We start from the raw sequence: 21,689 nt of genomic DNA, 5'->3' as shown, positions 1-21,689 counted from the left end.
GGGCAGAAGGGCCGAACTAGAGCACGGCGACCGTGAACCATGTGTCGGCGTAATATCCGGCGTTGTACGTGTAGACCGTGATCGAACTGGCGTCGAAGCCGCAGGTGCCGGTCGGCGCGCGGCGGACATCAAGGGTGGTCTGTCTACCGCTGTTGGGTGTCGCCAGGACCACCGCGTTCCTGAGCGAGACGGTGCTGTTCACTCTGACGCAGTAGCGCCCCTTCGCGACGCGTTGGGACGACACGACGTTTTTGCCCGAGACGAGAGTGCCGGCGGCGCTGACCTTGGCAGCCGCGCGGGCGTTGGGGGCGTCCAGATCGGCAGCCGTTGCCGATGTGACGGTCAGGGGCAGCGAGACCACTGCGCCGATGGCGATGGCCAGTGAAATACGTCTTCTCAACGACACGGAGACTCCTTCCGATTGCCTGCCAACCATTGAGGGGAGGCAGGGAAGGCAGTGGCGAGAGAGATCGCCGTCCGCCTGTTCCGATAATGCGATCTTGACCGGATACTGCACCGATCCAGGCACTGTGACCGCGTCATTCGTCTCAGGTTCGCCGCTCTTCACCCGGTCAGCGCACCTCCACAGGCCGGCGCCCGCCATCCCTGGAGACCCGTCCGAGTGACCCCTCCGGCGGCCCGGTGACCGTGGCCGTTGGCAATGAGGTACCGGTCAACGCGCGCGGAGCCGGAAGAAAGCGGAACGGCCGGGGTCCCCCTCCCGCCCCATGCGCTGGAAGCCCTTGAACGGCACATCCATCACCATGATCAACGAGCGTCGAACGAGCGTCACGAGCGTCATTCCAGGCGTCAGGGCAGCACCCGTAACGCCTGGAGCGCACATCGGTAAAACCGCAGGTCAGGCGTCTTCCTTCTTCACCGGCTCCAGAATCGCCACGCACTCGACATGGTGCGTCATCGGGAAGAGGTCGAAGGCCCGCAGCGTACGCGGCCGGTACCCCGCCTCGCGGAAGTAGCCGAGGTCGCGGGCGAGGGCCGCCGGGTCGCAGGCGACGTAGGCGATGCGGCGGGGGGAGAGGGCGGCGAGCTGGCGGACGGTCTGCTTGCCGGCGCCGGCGCGCGGGGGGTCGAGGACGATGAGGTCGGCCTCGGTGATCTGGGTGCGGGGGAGGACCTGGTCGACCTTGCCCTGTTCGACGCGGACGCGCTCCAGGTCGCGGAGGTTGTGGCGGGCGTCCTCGACGGCGCGCTTTGAAGACTCGATGCCGAGGACGGCGCCCTGGTCGCCGACGCGCTCGGCGATGGCGCCGGCGAAGAGGCCGACGCCGCAGTAGAGGTCGAGGGCGGTCTCGCCCTTGCGGGGCATCAGGCCCTGCATGACGGCCTTGACCAGGACGTCCGCGGCCTGCGGATGGACCTGCCAGAAGCCGCCCGAGCCGACGCGGTAGGTGCGGCCGTCGGCGCGCTCGCGGACGAAGGCGCGGCCGTGGACGCGGTGGACTCCGCCGTCGCGCTCGTCGACGCGCATCACGGAGACGGGCTTGTCCAGCTCGACCAGGGGGAGCCGGCCGCCGGGGGCGGGGGTGAGGATGACCTGGCGGTCGCTGGAACCGGTGGCGGCGATCGCCTCGACGGAGGCCATCTGCGGCCAGACGCGCTTCTCGATGCCCAGCTCGCTGACGCCCGGAGCGGCGATCATGCAGTGGTCGACCGGCTCGACATCGTGCGAGCGGTGCTTGCGCAGACCGGCGCGGCCGTCCTCGTCGATCGCGTACTGCACCCGGGTGCGCCAGGCGGGCACCTCGCCGGCCGGGACCTTGTCGCCGGGGGCGGGCATGACCGTGCCGTCCCAGCCGGCCTCCTCGGGGGTGAGCCCGGCGAGCCGCTGGAGCTGCTCGGCGATCACCTCGCCCTTGAAGCGGCGCTGCGCGCCGGGCTTCACATGCTGCCAGTCGCAGCCGCCGCACTTGCCCGGGCCCGAGAACGGGCAGGGGGCCTCGATGCGGTCCTTGGCCGGCTCGATGATCCGGACCGCGTCGGCGCGCAGAAAGCGGGAGTCCTCGTCGCCGTCGGTCACCCGGGCGACGATCTTCTCGCCGGGCAGGGTGTGCCGTACGAAGAGCACCCGGCCGCCGTCGGTGCGGGCGATGCAGTGCCCGCCGTGCGCGACGGGGCCCACCTCGACCTCGTACTCCTCCCCGACCAGTGAGGAAAGCGAAGAATCGGAGGCGTTCTGCATGGCGGGGTGACTCCAGAGTTTCGATGTACGGGGTGTACGGGTGTCGCGGGTGTACGGGAGGTACGGGCCCGGCCGCGTCGGCGGCCGCGCGGGCCGCGGCGGGCCCGGAGGGAGGGGCAGCCCACCAGTCTACGTCGGCGCGGAGGGACCGGCCGACGTCATGTGCGGGAGCTGGGCTCCCTGGGGCGCTCGTCCACCGGCCCCCGGCGCACGGCCCCCGGCGCGCTCCAGTTCTGGCGCTTGCGCGCCCGCTTGCGCGCGGCCTCCGAGGACACCAGCTGGTACGGCACCGAGGTCACCATCACACCCGGGGTGAAGAGCAGCCGGCCCTTGAGCCGGAGCGCGCTCTGATTGTGCAGCAGATGCTCGTACCAGTGCCCCACCACATACTCGGGGATCACCACGCTGACGACATCGCGCGGGCTCTCCCGCCGCAGCCCCCGCACATACTCGATCACCGGGCGGGTGATCTCCCGATAGGGCGAGTCCAGGATCTTCAGCGGCACATTGATGCGCCGCCGCTCCCACTCGGCGCGCAGCGCCCTGGTCTCGGCGGGGTCCACATTGATGGAGAGCGCCTCCAGCTTGTCGACCCGCATCAGCTTGGCGTACGCCAGCGCCCGCAGGGTCGGCCGGTGGATCCGGGAGACCAGCACGATGGCGTGCACCCGGGACGGCCGCACGCTGTCGTCGCTCGGCCCGTCGGAGGCCGCGATCTCCTCGGCGACCCGGTCGTAATGCCTGCGGATCGCGCTCATCGTGCCGTAGAAGATGAGCATGCCCAGCAGCGCCACCCATGCCCCGTGGGTGAATTTGGTGGCCAGCACGACGACCAGCACAAGGCCGGTGAAGAAGGCCCCGAAGGCGTTGATGGCCCGTGAACGGATCATGTGGCGGCGCTTCGCCGGATTCTTCTCGGTTCGCAGATGGCGGTTCCAGTGGCGCACCATGCCGGTCTGGCTGAGGGTGAACGACACAAAGACGCCGACGATGTAGAGCTGGATCAGTTTGGTGGAATCCGCGCCGTACACCCACACCAGGAGGGCGGCGGCCCCGGCGAGCAGCACAATGCCATTGGAGAAGGCGAGCCGGTCGCCCCGGGTGTGCAGCTGACGGGGGAGATAGCGGTCCTGCGCCAGTATCGAGCCGAGCAGCGGGAATCCGTTGTACGCGGTGTTCGCGGCGAGGAAGAGCACCAGGGCGGTGGCCGCCGCGAGGAGGACGAAGAAGAAGGTGCCGTCGCCGAAGACGGCGGCCGCGACCTGCGAGATCACCGGATCCTGTACATATTCCGCGCCGACCGGGACCCCGTTGTGGAGGAGTTCCTCGGCGGGCCGCTCGGCCATCCGCACATCGGTGGCCATCGCCAGTCCGATGATTCCGCAGAACATGGTGACGGCCAGCATCCCCATCAGCGCCAGCGTGGTCGCCGCGTTCTTCGACTTCGGTTTCTGGAAGGCGGGCACCCCATTGCTGATCGCCTCCACACCGGTGAGCGCGGCACAGCCGGAGGAGAAAGCCCGCAACAGCAGAAAGACTAGTGCGAAACCCGCCAGTCCCTGATGTTCCGCCTTGATCTCGAAATCGGCGGTCGGCGCCTTCATCGTCTCGTCGAGCACCAGGCCTTTGTAAGCACCCCAGGCGATCATCAGGAAGACGCCGGTGACAAAGACATAGGTCGGAATGGCGAAGAGTTTGCCCGACTCCCTGACCCCGCGCAGATTCATCACGGTCAGCAGCGCGATGATCACGACCGCGCACAGCACCTTGTTCTCGACCACGAAGGGGATCGCCGAGCCGAGATTCTCCACCCCGGAGGAGATGGAGACGGCCACGGTCAGCACATAGTCGACCAGCAGGGCGCTCGCCACCGTGAGACCGGCCTTGGGCCCCAGATTGGTGTTGGCGACCTCGTAGTCCCCGCCCCCGCTCGGGTAGGCGTGGACGTTCTGGCGGTAGGAGGCGACCACGGTGAACATGAGCACCACGACGGCGAGGGCGATCCACGGGCTGAAGTGGTAGGCCGACACACCCGCGATGGAGAGCACCAGGAGAACTTCGCCGGGCGCGTACGCCACGGACGACAGCGGGTCGGAGGCGAAGACAGGCAGCGCGATGCGCTTGGGGAGGAGTGTTTCCCCCAGCCTGTCACTGCGCAGCGCCCTGCCGATCAGAATCCGTTTGGGCAGGTCGGTCAGTTTGGACACGGAGAGGATCGTAAGCGCTCGATAAGGGCGTCGCCCACCCACCACCCCCCGCTCTCCGGCGGAATCTGACACTCCTCCCGATACCCGGTGCCCAGTCCCCACGGGGTATGTGTAGCTTGGGCGAAGGTCTGAGACCCTTTAAGCCAGAGCACCGTTAAATACTGAGCAAAGAAATGCCACGTCACGGCAGTGGCAGCCGGAAGGACGGTCGTGCACATCGTCATCATGGGATGCGGGCGAGTGGGAGCCGCTCTCGCGCAGACCCTGGAGCAGCAGGGGCACACGGTCGCGGTGGTCGACCAGGACCCCACGGCCTTCCGTCGGCTGGGCTCCTCGTTCGGGGGCCGCCGGGTCACCGGCGTGGGATTCGACCAGGACACCCTGCGCGAGGCGGGCATCGAGGAGGCGGGGGCCTTCGCCGCCGTCAGCAGCGGGGACAACTCGAACATCATCGCGGCCCGGGTCGCCCGTGAGATGTTCAACATCGAGAACGTCGCGGCCAGGATCTACGACCCCCGCCGCGCCGAGGTCTATCAGCGCCTGGGCATCCCGACCGTCGCCACGGTCCGCTGGACGGCGGACCAGATGCTGCGCAGGCTGCTGCCCTCCGGCGCGGAGCCGCTGTGGCGCGACCCGAGCGGCGGGGTGCAGCTCGCCGAGGTCTACACCTCGCCCGCGTGGATCGGTCACAAGGTCAGCGACCTTCAGGACGAGACCGGTGTACGGGTCGCGTTCCTGACCCGGCTGGGCGAGGCGGTGCTGCCCACCTCGGGGACCGTCCTCCAAGAGGGCGACCTGGTGCACGTGATGATGCGGACGGGCGAGATCGAGAAGGTCGAGGCGTCCTTCGCCGAAGGCCCCGAGGAGGACGGTCACTGATGCGGGTCGCTATCGCGGGCGCGGGGGCGGTGGGCCGCTCCATCGCCGGGGAGCTGCTGGAGAACGGACACGAGGTCCTGCTGGTCGACAAGGCGCCGACCGCGATCTCGGTGGAGCGGGTGCCGAGGGCCGAATGGCTGCTGGCCGACGCGTGCGAGATCACCTCGCTCGACGAGGCCGCGCTTCAGCGCTGCCATGTGGTGATCGCCGCGACCGGCGACGACAAGGTCAATCTGGTCGTGTCGCTGCTGGCGAAGACGGAGTACGGGGTGCCCAGGGTGGTGGCCCGCGTCAACAACCCGAAGAACGAGTGGCTCTTCAACGAGTCCTGGGGCGTGGATGTGGCGGTCTCCACCCCGCGCCTGATGTCGGCGCTGGTGGAGGAGGCGGTGAGCGTCGGCGACCTCGTACGGCTGTTCCGCTTCAGCCACGGCGACGCCAACCTCGTCGAGCTGACGCTGCCGCCGGAGTCCGGGCTTGCCGGCACCCCCGTGGGGGACGTCGCCTGGCCCGAGGACACCTCGCTGGTCACGATCATCCGCGGCACCCGGGTGCTGACCCCGACCCCCGAGGAGACGCTGGAGGCCGGCGACGAACTGCTCTTCGTGGCCGCGCAGGCCCGGGAGGAGCAGCTTGAGGAGCTGCTCTCGGTACGCCGGGAGATGTAGCGACCCGGTCCGCCGGCCGCCCGGAGGAGGGCTCCTCCGGGCGCCCGGCGGCACGTCGGGACCGGGCGCACGACGGGGATACACCGGGGGATACGCCGGGGCGGGGCCCGCTCGGCATGCCCGGAGGACACCGGCCCCACGCCCTTCCGGGCCGGAGGCTCACACCCCCTCCGGGGTGTCCGGGCGGATCTCGATACGGTCCGGCTCCAGCCCCAGCAGCACCCGGTCCCGCATCCCCAGCGCCCGGGTGTACTCCTCCGGGAGCTGAAGGCGGCCGGCGCGGTCCAGCATCGCGTACTCCCGCGCCACCACCGACTCCCGGCCCGTCGCCGTGTCGACCTCCGTGCGCCGCAGGATCTCCGTGGAGGTGCGGCCGTCCCGGATGGCCACCGTGCGGCGGACCTCGGCGGCGACCGCCTGATCATGGGTGACGATCACGATCGTCGTGCCCAGCTCCTCGTTCGCGGTGCGGAACGCCGCGAAGATCTGCTCCGCGGTCTGCGAGTCCAGCTCGCCTGTCGGCTCGTCCGCGAGCAGCACCGACGGCTCGTTGGCCAGCGCCACCGCGATCGCCACCCGCTGCTGCTGACCGCCGGACATCTGGTGCGGCCTGCGGTCCCGGCAGTCGGCCACGCCCAGCAGCGCGAGCAGGGAATCGGCGCGCTCGGCCCGCTTCCGGGCCCGCCCGGCGGCCCGGCCCCGCAACTGCGCGGGCAGCGACACATTCTGTACGGCCGTCAGATACGGCAGCAGATTGCGCGCCGTCTGCTGCCAGACGAACCCGACCACCTCGCGCCGGTAGCGCAGCCGGTCCCGCGAGCCCATCGCCAGCAGATCGCACCCCGCGACCGAAGCCGCGCCCGCCGTCGGCACATCCAGCCCGGCCAGGATGTTCATCAGCGTCGACTTGCCGCTGCCCGAGGCCCCCACCAGCGCCATCAGCTCGCCCTGACGGACCAGCAGATCGAGCCCCTGAAGGGCCTGCACCTCCACCCCGTCCATGGAGAAGACGCGTACCAGCCGGTCACAGCTGATCAGCGCGTCATGGCCGTACCCGGGGGCCGAGCGCCCGGCCGTCGCCCGCCGCTCCAGCTCCCGCAGATCCAGCGCATCGGTCATCGTGCGTCTCCCACCCTCAGCTCGGTCGTCGTCCCGCGCCGGGTGGTCAGCCACGCCTGCGCCGCGGCCACCCCCGCCGCCACCGCCACCACGCCCAGCGCGGGCAGCACCAGACTCCACGCGTCGGCCCGCAGCCACACCGGACCCAGCGCGTCGAACCGCCCCTGGCCGGCCAGCGCCAGCCGGGCCAGATCGACGCCGGGGGCCAGCAGCACGATCGCCGCCCACCCCACCAGCGCCCCGCCCGCCCCGGCGAGCGCGGTCTGCGGGAGGTTCTCCAGAATCAGCAGCCACCGGCTCTGACGCCGGGTCAGCCCCATGGTCCGCAGCCGCGCCAGCAGCGCGGTCCGCTCCGGCGCGGCCCGCAGCAGCGACAGCAGCACCGCGAGGACCGCGTACCCCGCGCCCGTCGCACTGGCGACCGCGTACAGCAGCCCCGCCCCGCTCTGCACCGGCGAATCGGTGAAGGCCGCCCGCTCGGCGGAGCGCAGCAGCACCTCGGCGGAGCCGGGGACAGCGGCCCTGAGCCCGGGCCCCGACACCGAGGAGCCGGTGATCAGCAGGGTGCTGGGCTGCCGGGGCACCGGCAGCCCGGCCGCGTCGATCAGCAGGAAGTTCCCGTCGCCCATCGCGGGCGTGGACTCGCGCACCCGGGTCACCCGCACCGAGAACGACCCGTCCGCCATCGCCACGGTGGACGCGCCCTCGCCCAGCCGCGCGGCCACCGAGGGCGAGGCGATCGCGGGCAGCGCCCCGGCGGACGCCCGCAGCTCGCCGGCGTCGAAGCCGCCGTGCCCGGTGGCGGCGGACAGCCGCGCGTAGGCCTCGGGGTCCACGGCGATCAGCGTCACGATGTCCTGGTCGCCGTCGAGCAGATCGATGTCGAACTCCCGGCGCACGGCCACCGCCTCCCGTACCCCGGCGACCTCGCGCACCCGGTCGGCGAGCCCCTTCGGCAGCTCGTCGCCCGCCGCCTCGACCCGGGCGTCCGCGCCCACCGCGAGCAGCGAGGCCCGGTCCCGGGCGTCGGCCACCCCGGCGAGCACCGAGCCCCCGAAGGCCGCGGTCGTCAGCGCCACCAGCAGCGCCAGCAGCGGCAGCGCGGTGGTGGCGGGGGCGCGGCCCGCGCGGGCCAGCGACAGAAAGCCGATCGCGCCCCGCCGCCGCGCCATGGGCAGCGCCAGCAGCCGCAGCGGCAGCGGATACAGCCGTACGAGCAGCAGCGCGCCCGCGACGCCCACCAGCACCGGAGCGGCGCTGACCAGCCAGTCGACCGAGCCGCCCGCCGCGCCCCGCCGCCGCAGCGCCAGTGCCGCCGCCACCGCCAGGACCAGCAGGGTCGCTTCGGCGACCGTACGGCGGCCCGAGGGCCTCTTCCGTACGGAGTCCGCCCGCTCACCGGGCAGCCGGGGGCGGCGGTGCGCCAGTGCGGCGCGCAGCGGGAGCGCGGCGCAGCCGATGAGGGCGACAGCGCCCGCGCCGATCAGGGACGGCGTCGCGGGCGCGCCCGGCAGCAGGACGAAGGCGAGAGCGCAGCCGACCGCCGTGGCGGGCAGTACCGGAACGGCGACCTCCGCCAAGAGCCGGCCGGCCGTCCCGGGCAGCGAGCCACCGCGCGACCGCAGCAGGGCCAGCTCCCCGTGGCGGCGGGCGGCGGCCAGCCCGCCGGACATCAGCAGCACGATCGCGGCGACGGTGCCGACGCCGAACGCGCCGACCGCCACCACCGGACCGATCGCGGTCAGGGTGTCCGCGTAACGGCCGAGCAGATCGTCAAGACCGGATTCGGCGTCCAGCTCCTCGGCGACGGACTCCCGCAGCGCGGCCCGCGCGGGCCCCCGCTCCAGGGAGGCGACCGCGGCCCGCAGCGCGGGCAGATCGCCCGCGCGCAGCCCCTCGGGATCGACGGCGAGCCGCCAGTACGCCTCACTGCCCGCGTCCAGCGACAGCAGTACGGGGGCCGCCTCGGGCGGCAGCAGCAGCGCGCCGTGCCAGTAGGGCTCCGGGGTGGGCCCCGAGGTCCAGAGCTTCGCCGGGGCGCGCAGCACCGGCTCGACGTCCCAGTAGCCCAGTTCGGGACGGAGCGGCTCGACGACCCCGGTGACGGTCACGGCGAGCGGGCCCCTGGTGCCGTCCCGGGCCAGATGCACGGTCGAACCGGCCTTGATCCCCAGGACGGCGGCCGTCCTCACGGTGACGGCGGCCTCCACCCGTCCGGCCGTCGGCCCGGTGTGACCGGCCCTCGGCAGCCGCCCGGAGCGCAGCTCGGAGCGGCTCTCCAGACCGGCCTGGGAGCTGACGGTGAAGACCGTCGGGCCGCCGTCCAGATGGGGCAGCCACGGGTCGTCGGCGGGCACCGGCGTCAGAACGCGCGCCCCGTACGCGGACCCCTCGGCGTCGGCCCGCAGCGGCTTCGGCAGCCCGGCGACGATCTCGCGGTACTGCTCCGCCACCCGCGCGCCCCGCAGCGCGGCGGCCCGGTCGTCCGGGTCGGCGTCCTCCTGAGGGGCGGCCGACAGCCCGAAGACGCTCCGCTGCGGGATCGCGGAGCTGAGCTCGTGGCGCAGCCCCTCGCTCTCGTACGCGTCGACCGCGCGCGGGAACGCCGCCGCGAGGAACGAGGTGAGCAGCGCGAGCAGCGCCAGCGCGAGCGCCGCGCCGGGCGCGGTGCGCAGCCGGGTGCGGACCCAGGGCGCGGCGGTCCTTCGGGCGGGCCGGGCGGCCATGTCACTCCCCTCCCTGGGCGCGGAGCGCCGAGGCGCTCTCGCCGCGCCGCAGCGCCAGCGCCGTCACCATCAGCACGGGCGCGGCGGCGATCGCGGCCAGCAGCAGCGCGATCCGGCCCGCGTCCAGCTCCACCAGCACCGGCGGCACGGGCCGGCCGGCCCGCCCGGTCAGCACGATCAGCGGGACCACGGCACGGGTGAGCACGGCCCCGAGCGCGACCCCGATGCCCAGCCCCAGCACGATCAGCGGAAAGCCCTCGGCGGCCAGCAGCGCGGCCAGCCGCCGCCGGGGCGCGCCCAGCGCCCGCAGCACCGCGAACTCGGCCGAGCGCTCCCGTACCGACCCCACCAGGGAGACCGCGAACCCGACCGCGGCCAGCGCGGCGGCGGCCAGCGCCGCCGCGAGCAGCGCGGACCGCGGGCCCGCGCCCAGCGGATCGTCGTGCAGCTCGGCGGCGAACTCGTCCCGCACCAGGACCCGGCCGGGGTCGAGACCGGGCCGCTCGCGCAGCTCGGCGGCGACGGATCCGGCCGCGCCCGGCTCGGTGAACAGCCACCACTCGGTGGCCGGGAACGAGGCGTCGGCACGGATCGCGAGGGCCTGGTTGACCGCCCGCAGATCGAGCAGCAGGGCCCCGCCGTCGGTCGTGGTCCCGCCGGGTCCGCCGACCGGGCCGTCCATGGTGCCGCCCCGGTCCCGGCGGACCGAGGGGCCGGTCGTCGGGATGTGCCCCAGCACACCGGCGATCCTCACCTTCAGATCGCCGCCGGGCATGGGCACATCCACCACCGAACCGACCTTCGCGGCGGCGGCGTCGAGGAACCGCCGGTCCGCCAGCGCGGCGGCCATCGCGGGCGCGGCCCGCCGCACCGCGGCCCGCACGGTGACCGTCCGCCCGCCGGGCCACTCCCAGACGGCCCTGCCCGAGTGGTACGAGAGTTCCAGCAGCGCCCCGCGCGGTGAGCGCACGCCCGTCACCGCCGGACCCTCCTCGTTCCCGTCGGTGAGACCGGGTTCCACATTGGTGCTCGCCCCCGCCTTCCAGACCGGGCCGCCGCCGCCGACGGCGACCGGCCGCGGGGCGCCGTCCGCACCGGCCGTCCGCAGACCGTGCAGCGTGAACCGCTTGGGCACGATCCGCTCCTGATAGTCGGCTTCCTCGAACTCCACGGAGGTCAGTGCCAGCGGACCGGCGGGCCTGCCCGCCGGGGCCCCGGCCGCGGCGGCGAGGTCGAGAGCGAGCGAACGGCGCTCGCCGTCCGCGCGCACGGACCCGAGCGGCATCCGGTACGGGACCCCGAAGCGGTCTTCGACGGTCACCGCGAACTCCGCCTCGGCGGGCCCGGGAACCCCGTTCTCGTCCGGCGGCCCCTCCGTGCCCGAGGGCGCGCTCAGGGTGAGATCGAGGATCAGCCGCGCGGTGTCGCGGGGGAGTACGACACCGGCCCGGGCAGGCTCCCCGGCCGCCGGGCGCAGGGGCTTGAGGAAGCGGTCGGGGCCGTCCTCGCCCGCCAGATCGCCCCGGAGACGGACATGCTGATCGGCCCGGGCGGCGTCCAGCGCCAGCACGGCGGCCGATTTCCCGCCCGACAGCGACATCGCGCCCCGGGCGGCCGGGGCGCTCGCCCGTACCCCCGCCAGCCCCTCGTACGCCCCCGTGCTCCCGAACGCGGGGAGCGCACCGCTGTCCAGCACCCGCACCGGGGCCCCGGAGGCGAAATCGGCCTGGTCGTCCTGTGAGCGCTCCCAGGAAGCGCCCTGACCGATCGCCAGCATTCCCATGGCCACCGCCAGCACCAGCAGCAGCACCGGCCCCGCGGAGCGCTGCGGTCTGCGGCCGAACTGCCAGCCCGCGAGGGGGACGGTCAGCCCCCGGCCCCGGGCCGCGAGCCGCTCCGCGAGCCGCGCGGCCGGGGGCAGCAGCCGCAGCGTGAGCACGGTTCCCGCGAGCAGCGCGAGCGCGGGCGCGACCACCAGCAGGGGGTCTATGCCCAGTTCCCCCGCGCGGTCGCCGGTCAGCGCGCCACTGCCCGAGGCGCGCCGCTCCAGCTGCCAGTACGCCACCCCGGCGACGGCGAGCAGCGCCAGGTCCGCGCCCGCCCGCACCGGCCCGGGCAGCGCCCCGGCCCGGCCGCCCGCGCCCCGCGCGGCGGTCAGCGCGGGGACGGCGACCGCCACCGCGCACGCCAGCGCGACCGCGCCGCCCGCCAGCCACACCGAGGCGGTGGCCCCCGTGTCGATCCGCAGTCCGATCCTGGCGGACGCCCCCCGCTCCGCCAGCAGCCCGGTCAGCGGGCCGGCGAGCAGCGGCGCGCACACGGCGGCGGGCAGCGCGAGCAGCAGCGCCTCCAGGGCGGCCAGCCGGGCGACCTGCCCCCGGGAAGCGCCCCGGGCCAGCAGCACCCGGGTCTCGCGCGCCCGCTCGGCGCTCAGCAGCCGGGCCACCATCAGCAGGGCGTACCCGGCGAGCAGGACGAGCTGGAGCGAGACGATCAGCAGGGTCGCCCGGGAGACCAGCAGCGCCCGCTCCAGCCGGTCCAGGGCCTAGGGGAGCGCGGTGCGCGCCATCACGCCGTTCTTCAGCGAGGGCCGCGCGGAGAGGAGGCTCTGCCCGTCCTTCGCGGCCTCGCGGAGCGGGCCGATCCGGTCGGCGTCCACGGTGCGGAAGTCGGCGGTGGCGAGCCAGGCCAGCTCGCCCTTGGCGATCCGGTCCGAGTGGAAGACGGCGGGGTCGGTGAGCAGCGGTCCGTAGGAGCTGAAGCCGCTCTCCTCACGGGCTCCGCGCCCGGCGAGATCGTCCAGCCGCCAGTACGGATCGGCGCGGTCGGCGGGGCGGTAGACGCCGGTGACCCTGATCCGGACCGGCTTCCCGCCGAGCCGGTCCTTGAGGGTGAGGACGCGCGGCCCGGGGCTCAGCCGCAGCTCGCGGGCGGCCGTCTCGGGCAGGGCGACCTCGGTGACGCCGCCGGGGGCCGCGGCGGGCCAGTCGCCCGCCGACATCCGCACCCGGGAGCGGTCCACCACGGCGAAGGTCGCGAGATCGGGTTCGCCCGCGCGCCCGGCCTTCGGCCGCAGGGTCTTGGGCAGGGCGTACGGGCCGGAGAGATCGAACTGGCGGAGTGTCACCGGCAGTCCGTCGAAGGCTTGCCGCGCCCCCTGCCGGGCGTCCCGTGCTGCGGCCGCCCGGTCCTCGCCGGGGCGTTCCAGGGAGATGGTCAGCGAGGCGTCGGCCGCGTCCCTGGTCCGCAGCGCCTGCCGGAGCCCGGCGTCGCCGACGGCTCCGGCGAAGGAGGTGAGGGTGGTCAGTACGGCGGTGGTCAGTGCGATGGCGAGGAACGCGGCGGCCAGCAGCAGCCGGTGGCCGCGCGCGCGGAGAAACAGAAACCCCGCCACGACAAGCCCCCTGATGCCCCGCGCCCCCGAAAACCCTTGACGAACAGGATGCTTTCAGAGGACATGGATCCAGGAGAATGGTCTCCGGGAGGACTTGATGAGATCGTGACCGGCTGCCCCGGAGGGACAGCCGGCCACGATTCGACGCCTCGGACCTTCGGGCCTCAGACCTCGGGGCGCTCGGCGTGGGCCGCGCGCTCGGCCTTGGCGCGGTCCTTCGCCTCCAGCTCGGCGAACACATCGATCGGCGGCGGGGCCTTCGCGAGGAAGACCCAGGTCAGGTAGACCGCGAGCAGGAATGGCGGGATCTTCAGCGAGACCAGCACCCAGCCCAGCTGGGTGGTGTCGGCCCACCAGTAGAGCGGGAAGAGGATGGCGCACTTCGTCAGCAGGATCAGGCCCCAGGCCCAGCTGGCCTTGGTGTAGGCCGCCTTGCGGCCGGGGTTGCGGGTCCGCCAGGAGAGGTTCTCCTTGAAGACCGGCCCGAGGATCAGACCGATCAGCGGTACGCCCGCGATCGCCGTGATGATGTACGCCAGCGCCAGGCCGAGGGTGTAGAGCATCCCCGGGAGATAGAAGTCCTTGGCGTTGCCGGTCATCATGGCGAAGACGACGCCGAAGGCCACGCCGAAGACGCCGCTGAAGGCGTGCTTCACGGTGTCCTTGCGGAGCAGCCGGACCGCGACCAGCACCAGCGAGACCGCCAGCGCGGCGATCGCGGAGATGTGCAGATCCTTGTTGATCGTGTAGATCGTGACGAAGAGCAGTCCGGGGGCGACCGTCTCCACCATGCCGCGGACCCCGCCGAAGGCTTCGAACAGCGCCGCCTCCGTGACGGCCCTGGAGTCGTCGGGCTGGGGTGCGACGTCCTGGGAGCCGTCCTGCTGAGGGGTGTTGGTCGTGGTGGTGGTCGGCTTGTCGAAAGACGTCACCGGCTACTCCTGTCCGAGCGGTCGGAGTTCGTATGTGGGATTGAAGAGCACACGGCGGCCCTGGCTCATGGAGATCCTGCCGGAGACTATGAGCCTGCGGCCGGGTTCTATGCCCACGATGGAGCGGCGGCCCAGCCAGACGACGTCCAGCGGGGCGGTGCCGTCGAACAGCTCAGCCTCCAGGGCGGGGACTCCGGCCCGAGGGCGCAGGGTGACCGTGCGCAAGGTACCAGTCACTCTCACGATCTGGCGGTCGCCGCACTCGGCGATGCGGGTGCATCCCGACGCCTGGGTGTCCTCCCGCAGCTCCTCGGACTCCAGGTCCTGCTGGGAGCTGGAGAGCCGGTCGAGCATGCGGCGGAAGCGGCCGACGGGCTTCTCGGTCCCGCCGGCCTTCCCGGAATCGTCCCCCGGAGGGGGTACAGCACTCATGAGCCCAGCGTACCGGCCTCCGCCGACAGCGGACCCGGCCCGCTTCCGGGCCGGACGCCGGACGTAGGCCGGGGCCGCCCGAAGGCCGGGACCGCCCGAAGGCTCAGGACCGCTCGAAGCGGTATCCCATCCCCGGCTCGGTGACGAAGTGCCTGGGGTGCGAGGGGTCCGCCTCCAGCTTCCGCCGCAGCTGGGCCATGTAGACCCGCAGATAGTTGGTCTCGGTGCCGTACGAGGGCCCCCAGACCTCCTGGAGCAGCTGCTTCTGGCTGACCAGCCGGCCGGTGTTCCGCACCAGCACCTCCAGGAGGTGCCACTCGGTCGGGGTGAGCCGGACGTCCCGCCCGTCGCGGTGCACCTTCTTGGCCGCGAGATCGACGGTGAACCCGGCGGTCTCCACGATCACCACATCGTCCTCGCCGCCGCCCACCGGCTCGGCCCTGCGGACCGCCGCCCGCAGCCGGGCCAGCAGCTCGTCCATCCCGAAGGGCTTGGTGACGTAGTCGTCCGCGCCCGCGTCCAGCGCCTCCACCTTCTCGTCGGAGGTGTGGCGGGCGGAGAGGACCAGGATCGGCACCCTGGTCCAGCCGCGCAGCCCCTTGATGACCTCGACGCCGTCCATGTCGGGCAGCCCGAGGTCCAGCACCACCACATCGGGGTGGCGGGCGGCGGCGAGCTGGAGCGCGGTGGCGCCGTCGGGGGCCGCGTCCACCTCGTACTTGCGCGCCTTCAGATTGATCACGAGGGCGCGTACGATCTGCGGCTCGTCGTCGACCACCAGCACCCTCGTCACCGCGGGCCCGCCTTTCTGGACTGTTTCACTGTCATCCGATGCACTGTCATCCGTGACTCCGGCACCCGCACCCGAAGCTCCGGCGTCTGGAAGTTCCCTCCGGTCACGAGGTGACCTGGGCGGGAAGGTCGGGGCACGCGGGCGCGAACCCGGGGGCCGCCTTCAGCGTGAGGACCATGGTCATTCCGCCGCCGGGGGTGTCCTCGGCGAACAGGGTTCCCCCCATCGCCTCCACGAATCCCCGGGCGACCGCCAGCCCCAGGCCGACCCCCGCGCCGCGCGGCGCGTCCCCGTACCGCTGGAACGGTTCAAAGATCCGGTCCTTGCCGTCGTCCGGGACCCCGGGCCCCCGGTCGGCGACCCGCACCTCCACCCGGTCGCCCAGCGCGCTCGCGGCCACCGTCACGGGAACCGCGTCGGGGCTGTACTTCACCGCGTTCTCGACGATGTTGGCCACCGCCCGCTCCAGCAGCCCCCGGTCCACGGCCACCATCGGCAGCGACTCGGGGATGTCCAGCTCCACGCTCTCGTCGGGTACGGAGACCAGCGCCATCGGCACCACCTCGTCCAGATCGGTCACCCGGATCAGCGGGGTCACGGTGCCGGTCTGGAGCCGCGACATGTCCAGCAGATTGCCCACCAGATGATCCAGCCGGTCGGCCCCGTCCTCGATCCCTTCGAGCAGCTCCGCCTGATCCTCCTCCGACCAGGCCACATCGTCGGACCTCAGCGAGGAGACGGCGGCCTTGATCGCGGCGAGCGGGGTGCGCAGATCATGGCTGACGGCGGCGAGCAGAGCCGTACGGATACGGTTCCCCTCGGCCATCCTGCGGGCCTCCTCGGCCTCCCCGACCAGCCGCTGGCGGTCCAGCACCACCGCCGCCTGCGCGGCGAACGCGGCCAGCACCCGGCGGTCCTCGGCGGGCAGCACCCGGCCGGAGAGCGCGAGCGCCATGTCGTCGCCGACCGGCATGTCCACGTCCGCGTCCTCGGGGCGCACCACCGACTCCGGGCCCACACTGCCCGCCGTGGTCCAGGGCTCCACATCGCTCCTGCGCTCCAGCAGGGCCACCGACTCCATGCCGAAGGTCTCCCGTACCCGCTCCAGCAGGGCGTCCAGCGTGGTCTCGCCGCGCAGCACGCTCCCCGCGAGGAAGGAGAGGATCTCCGACTCGGCGCGCAGCCGGGCCGCCTGATGGGTGCGGCGGGCCGCCAGATCGACCACCGAGGCCACCGCGACCGCCACCGCGAAGAAGATCACTATGGCGACGATGTTCTTGGGGTCGTACACCGTCAGGGTGCGCACCGGCGGGGTGAAGTAGAAGTTCAGCAGCAGCGAGCCCACCGCCGCCGAGGCGAGCGCGGGCAGCAGCCCGCCGAGCAGCGCCGCCAGCACGGTCAGGAAGAGGAAGAGCAGGACGTCGTTGGCGAGCCCGAGCGAGTCGTTCATCGCCGTGAGCAGCAGCGAGAGCAGCACGGGGGCCACCACGCCGGTGAGCCAGCCCGCGATGATCCGGGAGCGGCCCAGCCGGGCCCCGCGCGCCACCGGCAGTCCGCGCCCCTTGCCCGCCTCGTCGTGGGTGACGATGTGGACGTCGAGATCGGGCCCGGAGTCGCGGGCGACGGTCGCGCCCACCCCGGGGCCGAAGATGTACTGCCACGCCTTGCGCCGGCTGGAGCCGAGCACGATCTGCGTCCCGTTGACGCCGCGCGCGAAATCCAGCAGCGAGGCCGGGATGTCATCGCCTATGACGTGGTGGAAGGTGCCGCCGAGATCCTCCACCAGGGTCCGCTGGACGGCCAGCTCCTTGGGGGAGGCGGAGGTCAGCCCGTCGCTGCGGGCGATGTAGAGCGCCAGGATCTCGCTCCCGGAGCCCTTCGCCGCCATTCTGGCCGCGCGGCGGATCAGCGTGCGGCCCTCCGGACCGCCGGTGAGCCCCACCACGATCCGCTCCCGGGCCTGCCAGGTCGAACGGATGTTGTGCTCGCCCCGGTACTGCTGGAGGTACTCGTCGACCCGGTCGGCGACCCAGAGCAGGGCCAGCTCCCGCAGCGCGGTGAGATTGCCCGGGCGGAAGTAGTTGGAGAGCGCCGCGTCTACCTTGTCCGGTTTGTAGATGTTGCCGTGCGCCATCCGTCTGCGCAGCGCCTGCGGCGACATGTCGACCAGCTCGATCTGATCGGCCCGGCGGACCACCTCGTCGGGCACGGTCTCCCGCTGGCGCACCCCGGTGATCGACTCCACGACGTCGCCCAGCGACTCGAAGTGCTGGATGTTGACGGTCGATATGACATCGATTCCCGCGCTCAGCAGCTCCTCGACGTCCTGCCAGCGCTTGGCGTTGCGCGAGCCGGGCACATTGGTGTGCGCCAGCTCGTCCACCAGGGCGACCGCCGGATCGCGCGCCAGTACGGCGTCGACGTCCATCTCGGTGAAGACGGAACCCCGGTACTCCAGCTCCCGGCGCTGGATCTGCTCCAGGCCATGCAGCATGACCTCGGTACGGGGACGGTCGTGGTGCTCCACGAAGGCGACGACGCAGTCCGTGCCACGCTCCACCCGGCGGTGCGCCTCGGAGAGCATGGCGTACGTCTTGCCGACGCCGGGCGCCGCGCCCAGGTAGATTCGTAGCTTGCCGCGTCCCATGGCCTCATTGTCTTTCAGAATCAGCCGGTCTGGTGGAACAGCTGCTTGCGCTCCGACGACCTTACGGCGAGCGATTCGGGCAAATCGGGTGGGTCGGCGGCGTCAGCCCTCTCCTTGACGGGATTCTGATACACCGGGCTCCGGTTGACGGCCGGGCGTTTCCCCTGATCCGGGCCGTCAACACGGCTCCGCACCACGACGGTCCCGGCCGATTCCGGCGCCCGCGCGGGCACCCCCGGAGCGTCACACCGCCCGGCCCTCGGTGATCTCCCCGTCGTTCAGTTCGAGCACCCGGTCGGCCAGTCCCAGCAGCTGGGGGTCGTGGGTCGCCACCAGCGCCGTCACCCCCTCGGTGCGCACCACCGCCCGCAGCAGCTCCATCACCGACAGACCCGTCTCCGCGTCCAGCTGCCCGGTCGGCTCGTCGGCGATCAGCAGCGCGGGCCGGTTGGCCAGCGCCCTGGCGATGGCGACCCGCTGCTGCTGGCCGCCGGACAGCTCCCCGGGCCGCTGCGCCGCGTGACCGGCCAGCCCCACCAGCGTCAGCAGCAGCTCCACCCGCTCCTCGCGCTCGCGCGCGGGCGCCTTGCGCAGCCGCATCGGGAGACCGACGTTCTCGGCCGCGCTGAGGATCGGAATCAGCCCGAAGGACTGGAAGACGAAGCCGATCCGGTCCCGGCGCAGCTCCAGCATGCCGTTCTCGCCGAGGGCGGCCAGATCGGTGTCGTCCACCGTCACCCGGCCCTCGTCGGGGGAGTCGAGGCCGCCGACCAGATTGAGCAGGGTGGTCTTGCCCGAGCCGGACCGGCCCCTGAGCGCGACCAGCTCCCCGCGCGGGACCTCGAAGGAGACGCCCCGCAGCGCGTGCACGGCCGCCGCCCCGGTGCCGTACGACCGGTGCAGATCCTCCACCCGGACCATGGGCCCGCCCCGCCGTTCCGCCGTGGCGGCCGCCCCCGCGCCGACCTCAGTGTTCCCGGCCATCCCAGCCCCCTCGTACGCATGTCCGACCTCGGTGATCGGCACAGTACGGCGAAACGCCGGTGGGCCGCACCCCCTGACGGGAGTGCGGCCCACCGGACCCGGATCGGGTCAGCGCACCTCGGTGATCTCGGGGCCGCGCTGGAGCTGGCCCATGCCGCCGGAGAAGCGGGAGCTCTCCTGGTCCTCCTGCTGGACGCCCTCGGGGACCATCTGCGCGTCCTCGGGAAGCTTGAGGACGATCGGGTCACGGGGGGCCATCGGGCCGTCGCCGCGGACGACGACCGTGTCCCGGAAGACCTGCTCCAGCAGACCGGCGGCCTCGGGCTGCACCGCGCCCTGCCCGGAGATCACTCCGCGCAGGAACCAGCGGGGCCCGTCCACGCCGACGAAGCGCACGAGCTGCACCCCGCCGGTGCCGTCCGGCAGCTGTACGGGCACCTGGGCCCGCAGCTCCCAGCCCAGCGGACCCTCGACCTCGTCGATGATCCCGCCCTGCTGGGTGATGCCGGAGGCGATCTCGTCGCGGACCTCGCCCCAGATGCCTTCCTTCTTGGGCGCGGCGAACGCCTGGAGCTGTACGGCGCTGTCGCGCAGCACGACCGTGGCCGCGACGATCGCGTCGCCCGCGACCTCCACCCGCAGCTCCATGCCCTCGACCCCGGGCACGAAAAGACCGCCCAGATCGACCCGGCCCTCGCCGGGGGCGGACACCTCGGAGGCGTCCCAGGGTCCGTCGGGGCGCGGGGCCGGCGGGAGGTTCACCCGGCGGGAGCCCCCCGCCTCGGCGCTCTCGTCACCGGCCTCCGCGTCGCGTTCGTCGACGACCTGCCCGGCCTCGCCCGTTGCGTCCGCGTCCTCCGCGGAACCACTCTTCTTGCGACGTCCGAACACGTCACTGTCCTTCCCGGTCGGATACGACGGAAGCGTATCTATTCCCACCCGTTGAGCCGTCCACGGCGGCGTGACCACCGGTGGACCCGAAGCCGCCCTCGGCCCGCGCCGAGCCGGGAAGTTCCGCCACCTCGTGGAAGCGCACCTTCTCGACCTGCTGGACGACCAGTTGCGCAATGCGGTCGAACCTCTCGAACCGCACGGTCTCGCGCGGGTCGAGATTGACCACGATCACCTTGATCTCCCCACGGTACCCGGCATCAATCGTCCCCGGGGCATTCACCAGGGCCACACCGCAGCGGGCGGCGAGCCCGGAGCGCGGGTGGACGAAGGCGGCGTAGCCGTCGGGGAGCGCGATGGAGACCCCGGTGGGCAGCACGGCGCGCTCCCCGGGAGCCAGCTCGGCGGCCTCGCGGGTCACCAGGTCGGCACCGGCGTCACCGGGCTGCGCATAGACCGGAAGCGGCACCTCCGGGTCTACCCGGCGGATCAGCACGTCGACGGGCGTCTGGGACATCAGGGGTTCACCTCGAAGGCGCGTACGCGCCGGATCTGGTCGGGATCGGCCATCGCCGCCCGGATCTCCTCCGGGCGGCCGTTGTCGATGAAGTGATCGACCTTGACCTCGATGAAGAGTGCCTGGGCGCGCACGGCGACCGGCCCGTCGGGCCCGCCGATCCGGCCCACGGCGGTGGAGTAGATCTTGCGCCCGGCCACGGCCGCCACCTCGGCCTGGAGGAAGAGCGTGGTGTCCACGGGCACGGGCCGCACGAAATCGGTCTCCAGCCGGCCGGTCACCGCGATCGTCCGCAGCAGCCAGTTCAGCGAGCCCAGCGTCTCGTCCAGGGCGGAGGTCAGCACACCGCCGTGCGCGAGGCCCGGAGCGCCCTGGTGGGCGGGTTTCACGGTGAACTCGGCGGTGATGCTCACACCCTCGCCCGCGCGCGCCTGGAGGTGCAGGCCGTGGGGCTGGCCGCCGCCGCAGCCGAAGCAGTCCTCGTAGTGCGCGCCGAGCAGTTCGCCGGGGGCGGGCGCGTCGGGGTGACGTACCGGCGGTATGGCGCTCGGCGGAGGCGTCAGGGCCGAGGACGCGGGGTTCGTTCCCCGGGGATTCGCAGTGCTCACAGCCGCAGACCTTACCCGCGGTCGGGCGGCCGGGCCCAGACGAGCCGCCTCTTCGACCGCGCACCGCACCCGCCCGGACGGCCCGCCGGGGGCGCGTGCCAAGCTTGGCCTCATGCAGCCTTCCACCCCGCGCTACGACGAACGACTGACCGCCCCCTGGAGCTGGTGGGCCATCTGCGCTCTCGTGGCCTTCTCGGGCGGCCTGCTCACCTTCCCGATCGGCACCGTGGCGACCCTCGGCGGACTGGTCGGGGCCGGTGCGCTGGCCGCGGCCGTGGTCAGCTCGTACGGCTCGGCCCGGATCCGGGTGGTGGCCGGCTCGCTGGTGGTGGGCGACGCGCGGATCCCGCTCACGGCGCTGGGGGAGCCCGAGGAGCTGGACGCGGAGGAGGCCAGGGCCTGGCGCTTCCACAAGGCCGACCCGCGCGCCTTCATGCTGCTGCGCAGCTACATCCCGACGGCGGTACGGGTCGAGATCACGGATCCGGCCGACCCGACCCCGTACGTCTATCTGTCGACCCGGAACCCGAAGGCCCTGGCCGCCGCGCTGGCGGGCTGAGGCTGAGGGGCTCACGGGCCGAGGGGGCCCCAGGGGGCTCATGAGCCACTGAGAGCCCCGCGCGGCCAGTGGGGTCGCCTCGGGGCTCTTGGGGTCCTTGGGGTTTCCGGGGTCTTCCGGGGCTCTGGGAGCC

At 72.9% G+C, this 21,689-nt stretch carries 16 protein-coding genes and 1 pseudogene; 3 read left to right on the top strand and 14 right to left on the bottom strand.

All coding sequences use genetic code 11. From position 1 onward, the window contains the following. Positions 1-16 precede the first annotated feature (16 nt). The 3 genes from IE247_RS15810 to IE247_RS15800 all read right to left on the bottom strand — a co-directional run bounded on the left by IE247_RS15810 (position 17) and on the right by IE247_RS15800 (position 4,407). Entirely contained in the window at positions 17-400 is a 384-nt protein-coding gene (locus IE247_RS15810; protein ID WP_190123749.1) for a hypothetical protein, read from the bottom strand. A 459-nt stretch (positions 401-859) separates the two neighbouring features. Next, complete coding sequence (locus IE247_RS15805; protein ID WP_190123748.1) at positions 860-2,200, bottom strand: class I SAM-dependent RNA methyltransferase; 1,341 nt, start codon at positions 2,198-2,200, stop codon at positions 860-862. Between the two features lie 158 nt (positions 2,201-2,358). After that, entirely contained in the window at positions 2,359-4,407 is a 2,049-nt protein-coding gene (locus tag IE247_RS15800) for an APC family permease (RefSeq protein WP_190123747.1), read from the bottom strand. 210 nt (positions 4,408-4,617) lie between these two features. On the opposite strand from IE247_RS15800, the gene IE247_RS15795 reads away from it, so the two are divergent. Then, positions 4,618-5,286, top strand: coding sequence for a potassium channel family protein (locus IE247_RS15795; RefSeq protein ID WP_190123746.1), 669 nt, complete (start codon positions 4,618-4,620; stop codon positions 5,284-5,286). Continuing rightward, positions 5,286-5,954: a potassium channel family protein gene (locus tag IE247_RS15790; RefSeq protein WP_190123745.1), complete on the top strand. Its 669-nt coding sequence runs from the start codon at positions 5,286-5,288 to the stop codon at positions 5,952-5,954. The genes IE247_RS15795 and IE247_RS15790 overlap by 1 nt, the downstream gene beginning before the upstream one ends. Before the next feature lie 159 nt (positions 5,955-6,113). On the opposite strand, the gene IE247_RS15785 is transcribed toward IE247_RS15790, so the two are convergent. The 11 genes and pseudogenes from IE247_RS15785 to IE247_RS15735 all read right to left on the bottom strand — a co-directional run bounded on the left by IE247_RS15785 (position 6,114) and on the right by IE247_RS15735 (position 20,997). After that, the gene (locus IE247_RS15785) at positions 6,114-7,073 is read right to left on the bottom strand and encodes an ABC transporter ATP-binding protein (RefSeq protein WP_190123744.1); all 960 of its coding nucleotides are present in this window, start codon (positions 7,071-7,073) and stop codon (positions 6,114-6,116) included. Next, complete coding sequence (locus tag IE247_RS15780; protein WP_190123743.1) at positions 7,070-9,799, bottom strand: FtsX-like permease family protein; 2,730 nt, start codon at positions 9,797-9,799, stop codon at positions 7,070-7,072. Before IE247_RS15780 ends, IE247_RS15785 begins: the two co-directional genes overlap by 4 nt. 1 nt (position 9,800) lies before the next feature. Next, positions 9,801-13,193 (bottom strand): annotated as a pseudogene (locus IE247_RS15775) (FtsX-like permease family protein). Positions 13,194-13,357: 164 nt separating this feature from the next. Next, positions 13,358-14,125, bottom strand: coding sequence for a DUF3159 domain-containing protein (locus tag IE247_RS15770; RefSeq protein WP_190123742.1), 768 nt, complete (start codon positions 14,123-14,125; stop codon positions 13,358-13,360). 3 nt (positions 14,126-14,128) lie between these two features. Further along, positions 14,129-14,557, bottom strand: coding sequence for an OB-fold nucleic acid binding domain-containing protein (locus tag IE247_RS15765; protein ID WP_190123741.1), 429 nt, complete (start codon positions 14,555-14,557; stop codon positions 14,129-14,131). 103 nt (positions 14,558-14,660) lie between these two features. After that, positions 14,661-15,350 carry a response regulator gene (locus IE247_RS15760; RefSeq protein WP_190123740.1) on the bottom strand — a complete coding sequence of 230 codons (690 nt, stop codon included), beginning with the start codon at positions 15,348-15,350 and terminating at the stop codon, positions 14,661-14,663. A 103-nt stretch (positions 15,351-15,453) separates the two neighbouring features. Then, positions 15,454-17,997 carry an ATP-binding protein gene (locus IE247_RS15755; protein WP_190123739.1) on the bottom strand — a complete coding sequence of 848 codons (2,544 nt, stop codon included), beginning with the start codon at positions 17,995-17,997 and terminating at the stop codon, positions 15,454-15,456. A 243-nt stretch (positions 17,998-18,240) separates the two neighbouring features. Further along, complete coding sequence (locus IE247_RS15750) at positions 18,241-18,918, bottom strand: ABC transporter ATP-binding protein (RefSeq protein ID WP_229869148.1); 678 nt, start codon at positions 18,916-18,918, stop codon at positions 18,241-18,243. A gap of 171 nt (positions 18,919-19,089) precedes the next feature. Next, on the bottom strand, positions 19,090-19,872 hold the full coding sequence (locus IE247_RS15745; protein ID WP_190123737.1) for a DUF3710 domain-containing protein: 783 nt from the start codon (positions 19,870-19,872) through the stop codon (positions 19,090-19,092). A gap of 1 nt (position 19,873) precedes the next feature. Next, a complete protein-coding gene (gene dut / locus IE247_RS15740) occupies positions 19,874-20,389 on the bottom strand; it encodes a dUTP diphosphatase (protein ID WP_190123736.1) in 516 nt (171 codons plus the stop codon). Further along, positions 20,389-20,997: a PaaI family thioesterase gene (locus tag IE247_RS15735; RefSeq protein WP_229869138.1), complete on the bottom strand. Its 609-nt coding sequence runs from the start codon at positions 20,995-20,997 to the stop codon at positions 20,389-20,391. The genes dut and IE247_RS15735 overlap by 1 nt, the downstream gene beginning before the upstream one ends. Positions 20,998-21,109: 112 nt before the next feature. On the opposite strand from IE247_RS15735, the gene IE247_RS15730 reads away from it, so the two are divergent. Then, entirely contained in the window at positions 21,110-21,556 is a 447-nt protein-coding gene (locus IE247_RS15730) for a DUF3093 domain-containing protein (protein WP_190123734.1), read from the top strand. The last annotated feature ends 133 nt before the right edge of the window (positions 21,557-21,689 follow it).

The organism is Streptomyces inusitatus, assembly GCF_014651115.1.
GTDB classification, from domain to species: domain Bacteria; phylum Actinomycetota; class Actinomycetes; order Streptomycetales; family Streptomycetaceae; genus Streptomyces; species Streptomyces amakusaensis.
Note: the sequence above shows the minus strand (reverse complement) of the source record. Positions and strands in the feature narration are given on the sequence as shown.

Coding starts and splice junctions, on each gene's coding strand:
- IE247_RS15785 (WP_190123744.1), bottom strand. CDS start 7,073: ATGACCGATGCGCTGGATCTGCGGGAGCTGGAGCGGCGGGCGACGGCC.
- IE247_RS15805 (WP_190123748.1), bottom strand. CDS start 2,200: ATGCAGAACGCCTCCGATTCTTCGCTTTCCTCACTGGTCGGGGAGGAG.
- IE247_RS15750 (WP_229869148.1), bottom strand. CDS start 18,918: ATGGTCCGGGTGGAGGATCTGCACCGGTCGTACGGCACCGGGGCGGCG.
- IE247_RS15790 (WP_190123745.1), top strand. CDS start 5,286: ATGCGGGTCGCTATCGCGGGCGCGGGGGCGGTGGGCCGCTCCATCGCC.
- IE247_RS15730 (WP_190123734.1), top strand. CDS start 21,110: ATGCAGCCTTCCACCCCGCGCTACGACGAACGACTGACCGCCCCCTGG.
- IE247_RS15780 (WP_190123743.1), bottom strand. CDS start 9,799: ATGGCCGCCCGGCCCGCCCGAAGGACCGCCGCGCCCTGGGTCCGCACC.
- dut (WP_190123736.1), bottom strand. CDS start 20,389: ATGTCCCAGACGCCCGTCGACGTGCTGATCCGCCGGGTAGACCCGGAG.
- IE247_RS15765 (WP_190123741.1), bottom strand. CDS start 14,557: ATGAGTGCTGTACCCCCTCCGGGGGACGATTCCGGGAAGGCCGGCGGG.
- IE247_RS15755 (WP_190123739.1), bottom strand. CDS start 17,997: ATGGGACGCGGCAAGCTACGAATCTACCTGGGCGCGGCGCCCGGCGTC.